This window comes from Mameliella sp. CS4 (assembly GCF_019392335.1).
GTDB lineage: Bacteria > Pseudomonadota > Alphaproteobacteria > Rhodobacterales > Rhodobacteraceae > Antarctobacter.
In genome coordinates this window covers 1-11,226 of sequence record NZ_JAHXRQ010000047.1, presented here as the reverse complement: position 1 = coordinate 11,226, position 11,226 = coordinate 1, and the positions used below count along the sequence as shown (strand labels likewise).

Annotated in this window: 10 protein-coding genes; 3 read left to right on the top strand and 7 right to left on the bottom strand. The window is 59.6% G+C overall.

Annotation, left to right across the window (positions count from 1 at the left end):
• Nucleotides 1-356: 356 nt before the first annotated feature.
• From KZZ07_RS26015 to KZZ07_RS25985, 7 genes are all read right to left on the bottom strand, one after another.
• A complete protein-coding gene (locus KZZ07_RS26015; RefSeq protein ID WP_165375273.1) occupies nt 357-521 on the bottom strand; it encodes a hypothetical protein in 165 nt (54 codons plus the stop codon).
• Nucleotides 522-914: 393 nt separating this feature from the next.
• Nucleotides 915-1,388 (bottom strand): UCP036055 family protein, encoded by a 474-nt coding sequence (locus KZZ07_RS26010; protein WP_219519676.1) that lies wholly within the window; start codon nt 1,386-1,388, stop codon nt 915-917.
• Between the two features lie 99 nt (nt 1,389-1,487).
• On the bottom strand, nt 1,488-3,665 hold the full coding sequence (locus tag KZZ07_RS26005) for a ParB/RepB/Spo0J family partition protein (protein ID WP_219519678.1): 2,178 nt from the start codon (nt 3,663-3,665) through the stop codon (nt 1,488-1,490).
• A 113-nt stretch (nt 3,666-3,778) separates the two neighbouring features.
• The gene (locus KZZ07_RS26000; protein WP_207020828.1) at nt 3,779-4,912 is read right to left on the bottom strand and encodes a helix-turn-helix domain-containing protein; all 1,134 of its coding nucleotides are present in this window, start codon (nt 4,910-4,912) and stop codon (nt 3,779-3,781) included.
• 204 nt (nt 4,913-5,116) lie between these two features.
• Nucleotides 5,117-6,040 (bottom strand): ParB/RepB/Spo0J family partition protein, encoded by a 924-nt coding sequence (locus tag KZZ07_RS25995; RefSeq protein ID WP_207020827.1) that lies wholly within the window; start codon nt 6,038-6,040, stop codon nt 5,117-5,119.
• A complete protein-coding gene (gene repA, locus KZZ07_RS25990) occupies nt 6,030-7,175 on the bottom strand; it encodes a plasmid partitioning protein RepA (protein ID WP_157801980.1) in 1,146 nt (381 codons plus the stop codon). The genes KZZ07_RS25995 and repA overlap by 11 nt, the downstream gene beginning before the upstream one ends.
• 293 nt (nt 7,176-7,468) lie before the next feature.
• A complete protein-coding gene (locus KZZ07_RS25985; RefSeq protein WP_219519673.1) occupies nt 7,469-8,353 on the bottom strand; it encodes a recombinase family protein in 885 nt (294 codons plus the stop codon).
• 226 nt (nt 8,354-8,579) lie between these two features.
• On the opposite strand from KZZ07_RS25985, the gene KZZ07_RS25980 reads away from it, so the two are divergent.
• The 3 genes from KZZ07_RS25980 to KZZ07_RS25970 all read left to right on the top strand — a co-directional run bounded on the left by KZZ07_RS25980 (nt 8,580) and on the right by KZZ07_RS25970 (nt 10,830).
• Nucleotides 8,580-9,647, top strand: a complete 1,068-nt coding sequence (locus KZZ07_RS25980) for a hypothetical protein (protein WP_219519671.1) — start codon at nt 8,580-8,582, stop codon at nt 9,645-9,647.
• Between the two features lie 152 nt (nt 9,648-9,799).
• Nucleotides 9,800-10,264 (top strand): helix-turn-helix domain-containing protein, encoded by a 465-nt coding sequence (locus tag KZZ07_RS25975; RefSeq protein ID WP_219519669.1) that lies wholly within the window; start codon nt 9,800-9,802, stop codon nt 10,262-10,264.
• Nucleotides 10,261-10,830 (top strand): PIN domain-containing protein, encoded by a 570-nt coding sequence (locus tag KZZ07_RS25970; protein WP_219519666.1) that lies wholly within the window; start codon nt 10,261-10,263, stop codon nt 10,828-10,830. The genes KZZ07_RS25975 and KZZ07_RS25970 overlap by 4 nt, the downstream gene beginning before the upstream one ends.
• Nucleotides 10,831-11,226 lie beyond the last annotated feature (396 nt).

The following is an 11,226-nucleotide window of genomic DNA, read 5'->3' as shown; positions in this document are numbered from 1 at the left end:
CTCACGCCGCCGAATGATGGCACGCAAAAGGGGAACAAGCTCGACTTACGACTGGCCCTGAAAAAAGGGGCAGGTCAATTCAACTATCAAAGCATATGACATTGCAAAGGCCGCTTCGAACGCTGCATGCAGCACCGAAAGATAGAATTAATGTTCGGTCCGGCCCGGACATGTCGATATTCTTGGCGTTGTGGCAGTCGCGTTGCAACTGGCACCTCTACAGCTTCAGGCCATCTGGCGCTGCGCCATCGGCGGTCCACTGTTCCGAATATTTCACCGGCACCGTGCGAGAGCGCAACGACGCGGCAGGAGGCGCGTCTGCGCCACCGCGTGAGGCTGCCGAGGTAACCGTGGGCCTAAGCCCACGGGTCAATCTCAACCAACACCTGAACCTCGTCGCCGTCGATTTCATCGGCGGGGACGGCGCCGAAGGTTCCATCGCCTGCCTGGAAGACGACGATCGAGACCATGAGGGTGGCGGCGAGGGAGGCTGCGAAGGCGTGTGCATCTTTGCGGGACATCTGTTTGGCTCCTGTCTTGGAGGCGGGGGACCATCCCCCGCGCGACAGGACCCCGCAGGCCCGAAGACTGGCTGACATCACCGGGTGCGTTCGGCTCGTCCGAATCCACCCGGCGGCACGGGCTTGCCCGTAGTCCGACCCCTTGAGGGTTGATCTCGAAGACAGGATTCGGGCCAAGGAAGGGAATGGCGAGAGGGGGATGGTGCCCTGACGACTGGAGCCAATTGTCCCGCTGATGCTTCTAACGCCGCCAGCGTCCCGGCCATGCTCTTAGTTGAAGACTTCCGAATTGGGGGGATGGATCCTCTGGTGCCCCGCGACAGCGCGGGACAAGGTTCAAGTGGTTGGTGCGAGGCAGGCCGCCTGGGCAGGCCCCTCACGCATTCTCAGGGCTCAGGCGGCCAGGTCCGCGCCCCCTGCCCTTTCGCCCTGTTCATCGCCAACGATTTCAAGCCGCGCGTTGCGGTATCCTTCTTTGGCGATCCAAAGCTCGGCCGCAGTGACGGACTCCGCCAGATGCAGCAGCTCCGTGTTGCCGCCGAAGTCGAGAAGCACGCGCACCTGCCCGGGCTTCGGTTCTTCGGCCACCTCGAAGACCAGGGCGCTGTCAACCGAATGGCTGCGCATGATGGTCACGAGGATCACCCCCTCCGAGGAGAAGTTACCCTCATGCAGCGTGAACGACGCGGGTGCCGTCCATGTCGGATAGGACCGGGGTGGTTCCTTTTTCACAAGACGGCCAACGCCGTTCGAACGTTCCCAGGCCGCCAGCTTCTTGGTGAAGCGTGCCGGTGGCTTGGGGCTGCCGTCAGTGTAGCGAATGAGCGCCCCAAGGGGTGCGGTGTCGATGATGGTTGTTGCAGACATGATTCCTCATTCCGAATGCGAGTAATTGCACTCATCTTATTGATATTGTTACACTATAGGGTGATTGGGGGCGGAATATCCGCCCCCTGCTGGACTTCGTTACTCGGCGGCCAGCATCGACTCGCTTTCAGCAGGCAGGTCATCCGTCAGAAATGCAGGAAGGTCAGCTTCACTGACGCTGTCAGTCGCTTCGGCATCCGCCCCCTGCCCTTCGGCACAGTCCTCACCGTCCAGCGCCACGAGATCGTTCCGGCGCAGGACCTCGGGCAACCAGCCGCTGCCCTTCAGCAAGCGCTCGGCCTCACTGGCCATCTCGCCTTTTTTCAGGTGATCGAGGAGCTGGGCAGTCCCCTCCCCTTTCGCCTCGCGCACGGCCTCGAGGATGCGGGCCTTGGGCACGCGGTTGAGATAGGTGTCGACGGTCGGCTCCCAGCCCGCCTCGACCATGTCGAGATCTGTGGCACGCGCCACAAGATCGGCATGTGCCATCCGCCGGGTCAGACCGCTTGCGGAGATGCCTGCCCCGTAAGGGTTCACCTTCTCATGCAGCGCGTTGACGCCGAAGCTGAGGCAATGCGCCAGCAGGGCCAGCCGACTGCCCTGATCGAGGACCGTCAGATAGTCCCAGAGTGCCGCATCATCGCCAAGCGGCAGATCGGCTTCCCATTCCGTATGACGCTCGTCGACCAGCTTGGCCACCACGCTGTCCTTCAGATCGGGCGCTTGCGCCGACATGTAGACGTGACGCACTGATGCCTCGAGACAGCTGCCCGAAGCAGAGGAGGTGCGGAAGGTGTCCGTCACCAGCTTCAGAAGCAGCAGCGTCAGCGCCACATCCGGCGAGCGCCCGATCGCTTCACGCAGCGCCAGCGTCCGGTGGGCCGTCAACTCCATGACCAACCGCTCGGGCAGTGGCTTCAGCGCCCCGTCATCCTCATCCTCCGGCAAGTCAGCTCCGATCGGCTGGCCTCCCGACATGATGACGGTTCCGCCATGAGCGACACTGCCATCGCCATCGGTGAGATCACGATCATCCCCCTGCCCCGCCATCGCAAAATCGGTACCATCCTGGACCGCGGTCTCGTCAACGGGCTCATCCTCTGGACGCATATACCCGCGATAGACTGCCAGAGCGCCGTAGCGGTCGAGCGTGACAAACGCCCCTGCCCGCCCGATCTCTGTCTGATCGAAGATCAACGGCCGGGATTCGATCTTTTCCATCTCCGCTTCCAAAACGCCAAGCCGCGTGTCGACCTCGTCGGGGATTTCATCCTGCCCTGCGTATTCCTCTTCCAGCGCCCGATACTCGGCGAGCAGCTTGGCATGGGCCGCACCTTCGTCATCCGTCATCGGTGCCGGATCGCCGGACAGGGACCGCAGACCGTGGCTGTAGCCGTAGGGCAGGTCGAGTGCGACCTCGATCCACTTCCAGCCCTCAACTGCAATCGTCTCAGCCTCGGCCTGGAGTTTTTCCGTCACCAGCCGATCAAGCAGGGCTGTGTCTTCGAGCCAACCACCGTCATCGCCTTGGAACAGGTCATGCAGCATCGTGCCGCCCGCCGCTTCATAGGCCTCAACACCCACAAAGACCGCACGCCGGTCTGACGCCCGGACCGAGGTCTCGGTCAGCATGCGTCGGATCTGGAATGGCTCCTTGTTCCAGGATGAATGGATCACATCCCAGACCTGAACCTGACGCGCGTGATCGGGGTTCACAGTGAAGGCCATGAGCTGCTCCAGCGTCATGCCATACTCGGCGTAGATCTCAAGCAGGGCAGGGGCGACCGAGGCAAGTTTGAGGCGCTGCTTCACGATCTGCGGCGTCACGAAGAAGGCGGCAGCAATCTCTGCATCGCTCTGCCCCTTGTCACGCAGGGACACAAACGCGCGGAACTGATCGAGCGGATGCAAGGCGACGCGCTGCATGTTTTCTGCAAGGGAATCGTCCTCGGCCAGGATGTCGGACGCTGCATCGCGAACGATGCAGGGAATGGGTGTGGTCTTTGCCAAACGCTTCTGATTCACCAGCAAGGACAATGCTTGAAACCTGCGGCCTCCGGCCGGGATCTCGAACTTGCCGGTGTCGGTCCCATCGTCAGCCAACACGGGCCGCACGCTCAGGCTCTGCAACAGACCGCGGCGGGCGATGTCTTCGGCCAGTTCCTCGACGGACACGCCAGCCTTGATGCGCCGTACGTTGGACTGGCTCAGCACCAGCTTGTCAAAAGGGATATCCCGCGAAGGGGACAGGGTGATTTTCCGAACAGCTTTGGTCATCAGATCTTCTCCACAACGGGCGCCGGAAGCCACTCTCCCGATCTCGCTTCCCGTCACCCTCAAACCAACACTCCTTTCCCTCTCAGGATCGTTCTTGACCGCGGTCAAGAAGTTCACGTGGGAGCAAGTTGTGTGCGTAGGATCCTTTCGAAATAGGCGTCAGGGTGTTTGATCGTGTCTGCTCTTGCTATCAGGTAGTCGAAGACGAGAAGCAGTTTTCCCGCGCCAGCTTTCTGGATGCCATACCGAAGTTCGTCTTGGCTTATTCTAAGCAATCGACCGAGCTCGTATAGAATGCGGGTAAGGGCTTCTCCTGTCCGCGGCGGTTCTGGGAAAAATCCTGCAACATGGGTAAAATCCTCCCATGCCATGCGTGCTGGGTCTCGGTTCATCGTAGGTTTGGTTTTTGCGGTTTGTTCACTGCGATTGACCGTAGAGGGAGCAATCTTTTTAATATCTTTTTTTATAGACTCTATGTGCCGGACATTTTGTCCGTTTGTGGCGGGCAGATCGTTGGATTCTGGTGCATAAGGTCGGTGTTCGATAGCTTGTAAATTATCTTCGGAACCAGCTTTTTCTGCGGCATGGTGTTCACCGTAGCTTGCGTCGGTATCGGCTCCGAGGGCTCTAAGTTCTGAGATAACGCTCAGGACTGCATCAACGGTTAATGTTGCTCGACGCAGGACATTTCTGATCATGTTGAGGGTAGAGAGCTTTGCTTCATCGAAGCGTGTCTGTTGGAGTAGCGAAGCACGTAGGGCCAACGCCTCAGCCTTCAGTGAGCGCAAGCGCTCGCGTTCTTCGGTGAGCTGCAAGGCTTGTGTCGCGAGCGAGCCGTACCTCTCGATCAAGGGCTTCAGGTCGATACCGAAGGCATCTCTGATAACGCCTCCATACCGCAGCGGAAAGCGTTTGCCATTTGCTGAATTCTTGCGTTCGATCAGTTCAGCAGCTGAGAGGCGTCCCAGGCTGCGTCGAATTGTTCTCTCATCGAGTCCATTGGCGCGCTCTGACAGAGAAGCGTTCGATGGGAACACGACAGTGAGCGTAAGTCGCTGGCTGTCCTGAATCTCACGTTCTTTGCGGGGTAGGAAGCTAATGAGCGCGGTCAGAACGGCGAGGTCATTGGCTGTGAGACCGAGCTCCTTCCTCAGTACGCGAACTGGGCCCAGAAGCTCATAGGGGTTAGGGCAGGGCAGAGATATCCGTTCCGCCAGGGCGGTTGTTGTTTCATTTGCATGTCTCATGGTGTTTCGGAAGAAAAAGCTTCCCCGTTCACCGCGAGCGGTGTTGAAATCGATTCGTTTTGGGGGTATCAATCAGGTGTCGAGACTGATTGAGGCCCTTCGGAAGCATCGCTTTCGGGGGGTCTTTCTTTTTCTAGCCGGTCCTCCTTTCGTTTTCTGCTCGTTGCTTTTGATGTCTTGACCGCGGTCAAGACACGGGGGTCGTCACTCTGGCCCGTCTTGACCGCGGTCAAGAAGCTCCATGACCAGCTTCCGGACTGCCTCCTCAACACGAGGGACAAGATCCGCGTCCACATCGATGGTGATACGGTTGCCCTTTCGGCCGATCTTCACGCGCTCACTGGGGTGTGTCTTCTGCGTCGATGGTTTGGTGGCTGTCAGCAAGGCAACCGCCGCTTCGAGACGGTCGGGGCCCGGTATGTTGCGAGGGATTTTGCCGGCAACTTCTCGGGCTCTCGCGACGTCTTTCTCGCACAGCCTGAAAAGCCTTTCCCAAACCCGTCGACCAACGCCGTGTGCAGGTCCGATAGCCTGGATCAGTTCCATCGGGATGCCCGTAGCGATACGGTTCATCCGCGAGACGAGCGATTCATCGATCTGAAGTGCCCGATACGCGATCGTTTGAGCGTTCTTGCGCGTTTCGTCGGTTTTCCCAAGTTCTCGAATGATTCCGGCGACAAACAGAGCCCTTTCGATGAACGATGGATCTTGGCGCGCATTATTCTCTACGCCTTGGGCAATGAGAGCTTCCTCGTCGGTCATCTCCATGACCGTAGCGCGCACTTTCTGACCAAGTTGGCGACAAGCGAGAAGCCGACGGCGTCCATAGACGATCTCAAGCGCACCGTCCTCGGTTCGGCGAACCAGCACTGGAACCTTTTGACCGTGCTCGCGGATCGACGAGACAAGCTCATCCAGACCATCGCTTGGATCGATGCGGTCCATGACCGCGGACATCCGTATGGCGGTCGGGTCGATCAGCCGCGTGGCGTGTTTATCCTCTTCGAGCACAGATGCTTGAGCGCGAGCTACAGTCGGGCTCGTCCGTTTCACATCCAGATCGTCGTCTGAAGGCGGCGTTTTGCCCATCGCGTTCTTGAGTGAGTCCCCGAAGACCTTACGCGCCATGGCTACGCCCCCATGCTTTCAGGATTTCGCGTTCGACTTCGTCGGTCACGCGCGAGACGGACTCGATCGCGCGCTCGTAAGTTCTGCGGTTCACGTCGCGAGGTTCGACCTCGAAGATGCTCTGCTGGGTGTTCGCAGCATCACCCACGGCTGTTGATTTCAGGAACTCGGCAGACAGCACGGCATCCCCGAGGACTGTCCGAAGCAGAGACGAAATCTGCACCTGCGGACCATCCGTATTTTCGTAGCGGGTGATCAGAACTCGCACGAAGTTCAGTCCATGTTCCGGGGCGTGTGCCTCGACGACGCCCATCAGGTTGCTCGCCATGCCCAGAAAGCTCGCCAGCGACATGACATCGAGCATCGACGCGTTGAGCGGGATCAGGACCCCGGTCGATGCAAAGAGGGCAGAGATCACAGAGAAGTTCAGCTGCGGTGGGGTGTCAAATATTACCACATCATATCGGTTGAGGACGGGCTCAAGCGCTTCCCGGATGCGGCTATGGAACGTGGTGGCGCCGTGTCTGAAGCTCAGGGCGACCTCGAACTCGTACTCCATGATGTCCATGGATGCCGGGATCAGATCCACGGTCGGGAAGTTTGTTTTGCGAATGATCTCTGTTGCGGGCAGTGGATCGTCGGATCGGATAAGATCGTATGACGTCGGCATATCCGGATCCAGCTCGGGAGTAACCCCGAATAGGTTTGTCAGACTTGCCTGGCTGTCGAGGTCGATCAGTAACACCCGGTAGCCGCGCAGACCCAGTAGTTGCCCTACATGGGCAACAGATGACGTCTTGGCGGAGCCACCCTTCAGGTTGAAGATCGTCAAGACCTGACAAGCCTCTCCCGGTCTTCTGTGCGGGTGTTCTTCTGGCTTGATCCTTCCAGTCTCGAGAAGTACGCGTTGTGCCTCGACCATCTCCTCTGCAGAGAAGCTACGGCGGTTGCCGCCCTCCAGGACACCTTCGGGAAAGCCTTCGAGGTTTGACACATGATGGCGAAAGGTATTCTGATTAATGCGAAGCAGTTCAGCCGCTTCCCGCATGGCGAAGCGTCGGAGGCCCTTCTGAGCGTCCGGTGGGAAGGTTTCCTGCGCATGTTCACGCAACCGACTACCAAGCCGCTTGGACATGACTTCAAATCTCTGGGAGGCTCGTATCCCGTTCATCACTGCCCTCAAGTCTTTATTGTTTTGCAAAGCTTAACAGATATTGTGGATAAATCCAGACCAAACCGTTGAGCGGCCTGGCGGCGTTGAAGGCACCGATTTCTGTCGACCGTAAACTGTTAAAAATCAGCGTCTTGGGCGACTGCGCTCTCGCTCTACTTCAACACCTCGTTGCCAACTACCTAGTGACCACAAGATGTATTGTGAGTGCGTACAGAAATCAGTCGGCAGAATCGGATGGGCGATTCTCGGGAATCTCAATCGAGCAGCCCCAGCCTCTCAGCCCGCTCCAGTAGCATCTTGACCGAAGAAGGCTGCCAGCTTGTCCGCCCGCGTGGTGTGCGTTCGCGCATCGCTTCCAGCCGGGTACAGATCGCCTGAAGCGTGATGTCGGGGTCCGCGCCCTTGATGCCGGCGACGATGGCGGGCAGACGGTCGTCGGTTTCGCGGCGCCCGGCGCGGGCCAGCACCTCGGCCGGCAGGAAGCCGTCGCGGACATAGGCCTTCACGGCGCGCAAGAGACGGCTTTGGGTCCAGCGACGCGCCTCGGGCAAGGGGCCGTTGATGATGCGCACCACGTCTTCCCAGGCCAAGTCGGGGCGCAACCGGCGCACATGGGGCACCCAATCTTGTGCCGTCTCGTTCAGACGCTCCATGTAGCCGTCTTGTCGCGCTAGCCGCACCTTGCGAAGAGCGGCAGGGTCTTTGGCCCGCAGTCCAGGGTTTCCGCCCACGCGGCCCTTTGTGCGCGCACTGGCGAGGCCGGCCTTGGTGCGCTCCCGGATCAGGGCGCGCTCGAACTCGGCCGCAGCGCCCAAGACCTGCAGCGTGAACTTGCCCTGCGGGGATCCAGTGTCGATCGGGTCCTGGATCGAGCGAAAGAACGCACCCCTGGCCTCCAGCCGCTCGATCACTTCCAGCAGATGCGACAGAGACCGCGCAAGCCGGTCGATCCTCACGACGACCAGCGTATCGCCACTCTGGATGCGTTCGAGCACACGCCCAAGCACCGGCCGCGCGCGATTGCCGCCTGAGGCGTGCTCTTCATAGATTTCGGCGCAACCCGCAGATTTCAGGGCCTGCGACTGGGGCAGGGGGGTTTGATCCTCTGTGGATACGCGCGCATAGCCTATCAATGGCATCAAAACAGTCTTTTTGCAGTTTCATATAGCGCCAATAAACGACCGTTTGTAAACGGATGCAAGGGCGCACTCTGTGGCCCTGCTCAACAGAAAGCCCTTGGTTTCTGTACGGTCAGCGCGATCAGAGAGCCCTCGCTGACCATCGCCTGTGCGTGCTATATAAGGTGAGTGAAGGCACCCCGACAAAACCCTTGGGTAAAGTGCATAACTTAGATATTTTGCACATATGAAGCCTCAAGCGCCCGTGTTACATGATGAATATGATGCTCTCATCCTCGACGGTGAGGAGGTGGAACAGGCGTCCGAGAACGATCTTTGGTTCCTGCCCGGTCCAATGGAAGAGGAGCCAGACTATTTGCCGCCCGGACCACGGGTCGAACCGTGTGAAACCGAGGTCCTCGACGATTGGCGGAAGGCAGAGGCGGGCCATGCCGCGCGTCTTGCCCGTGTGGCCGGTCGGCTCGGCGCGCTTGATGATAGGCTGCGGCGCGGGCCGGAGGGTTGGCGCCACAGGCTGGCCCTGATCGAGGCTGCCGATCTGAGTTGGTTCGCGGGCGACCGCATTGGACCGGATAGGCTGGCGCTCTGGATCTCCATGCGCCTGTCAGGGGTACAGGACGACACTGCCGTGCTCGCGCGTGTCGGTTGGGCGGTGCGGCGGCTATCCGGTGGGCCGGGACCGGAGGTAGACCTTTCCGCCTTCCTTGACCGCCGCGACCCCGAGAACCTCGCCGAGGCGGCCGAACCGTTTGCGGATCGCGCAGGCGGTTGGCTGGACCTGACGGCGCAAGCCTCCGAGTTGCACCCGATCACCCGTGCTTGCTTGGGCTTTCACCTCTGGAGCCTCGCGGGACTCGGGCAGCAAGGCGATCGAATGGAGGCGGCCGTCACAGCTGCGCGGATCGCGGCCAGTGAGGGTAAGGGAGCAGCCTTTACACCTCTAGCCATGGGCGGGGCAGGGGGGCTGCGCGCCGGTGGTCCACCCGCTGAACGTCTAGCCCGCTGGCTTGACGGAATGGAGACGGCGTGTCTGACCGCGATGCGGCACCTCGACGATATTGAAGCGTGGTCGGTGCGGGCGGAAGCCGAGATGACCTCACTTTCGGGAAAGACTCCTCGCGCCTTGCGCGCCGTGTTGACCGAATGGCCCCTTGTATCCGCCCCGATGGCCGAAGCTCTGACCGGTGCCAGCCGCGCCGCCGTCCAGCGCAACCTCGCCTGGATGGAAGCGCGTGGTCTGATCCGTGAGGTGACCGGGCAAGGACGCTATCGGATGTGGCGGACTACGAACTGAAGACTGCTCCAGACTTCGCTGATCACGTTGGTGGCAAAGGCGCCAAAGCCCTCACGCAGCAGAGCATCCTGAGAAGTCCTGTGCACTTAATGCATTTGTTGCACTTATTTCATATATGGTGGTAGACTGTACAAAACGGAGAGGAGACCACCATGAACATGTTGGCACACCGGCATCTTCCACCGACTCCGCAGGACGCGGCAATCGCGCGCGTCTCCGGACAGGCCCTGTCGCGCTTTGCGGCAACCCGAGGACCCTTGAAGCTTCGCGTTACAGACGCGGAGCAGATGGAACCGATCGAACTTCCTGCGGGCGCTGTTGCGCTACTCATGGAGGTCCTCGAGGCGATGGCAGCCGGTCGCGGCGTCACCATCATTCCTGAGAACGCCGAACTCTCGACTGTCCAGGCGGCAGAGGTATTGAATGTCTCGCGGCCGTTCCTGATCAAACTGCTCGAGGATGGCAGTATCCCGCATCGGAAGGTCGGCAAGCATCGCCGTGTCCGAATGGAAGACGTCATGTCGTACAAGGCAGCCATCGACAACGAGCGCGAAGCCGTCCTTGATCAACTGGCCGCCGACGCACAGGACCAGGACATGGGCTATGGCTCGAAATGAGCCAGTACACGGTCCTTTTCGACGCGAATGTCCTCTACCCTGCGCCCATGCGGGACGCGCTGATGCAATTGGCGGTCACGGATCTTTTCAAGGCGAAGTGGACGGCTGACATCCATCGGGAATGGATCGACGCGCTTCTGCGCAATGAACCTCATCGGGAGCGGGCGACGCTGGAGCGAACCCGCGACTTGATGGACAGGGCGACACGCGACTGTCTGGTCACCGGATATGAAGCATTGGTGCCGGCCATTACGTTGCCGGACGCAGATGATAGGCACGTTCTGGCGGCCGCAATCGTTGGACGGTGCGACGCCATCGTAACCCAGAATTTGAAAGACTTCCCGCCGGAGGCACTTGCGCCCTTTGGCATCGAGACCCAGCACCCCGATGACTTTTTCCGGAACCAGCTTTCTCTCGCGCCAGGTTTGGTCTGCTCAGCGCTGCGCAAAGTTCGCGCGCGCCTCAAGAACCCGCCCAAGAGCGTTGACGAGTATCTGTCAATCCTGACCCAACAGGGTTTGGTAGCCACTGTAGCGGACCTTGAGCAGTTCGCCGATCTGCTTTGATTTTAGGGAGGAATAAGTGGCCACCATACATCGTTTGAAGAAGGCCTTTGCTCACATAGCCGTCGCTCGTCGATCGCGAAATTCTGCCTTCCATTACGGCTCGTTCGAATACTGTGCTCTTGGCTGCAAGACTTGGGCATCCAAACTGCCGCCTGAAATTGTGTCACCTCGAAGTCGTCGCAATGCTATTGATTGCCGATTGAACCCCAGCGTCAGCGATGCGCGGATCGCAGAAAATCAGACCGAAGAACGTTGGCGCTTTAAATTCGCATTCAATCATTGCGATAGTCGTTGCAATGATAGGCACCCAAAATAGTGTGTGTGAATCCCGGAGACAAAATGGACATCGGAAACGGTCGGGTGATCTGACCGTCGCGGAGTAAAAGTCCGCATCTT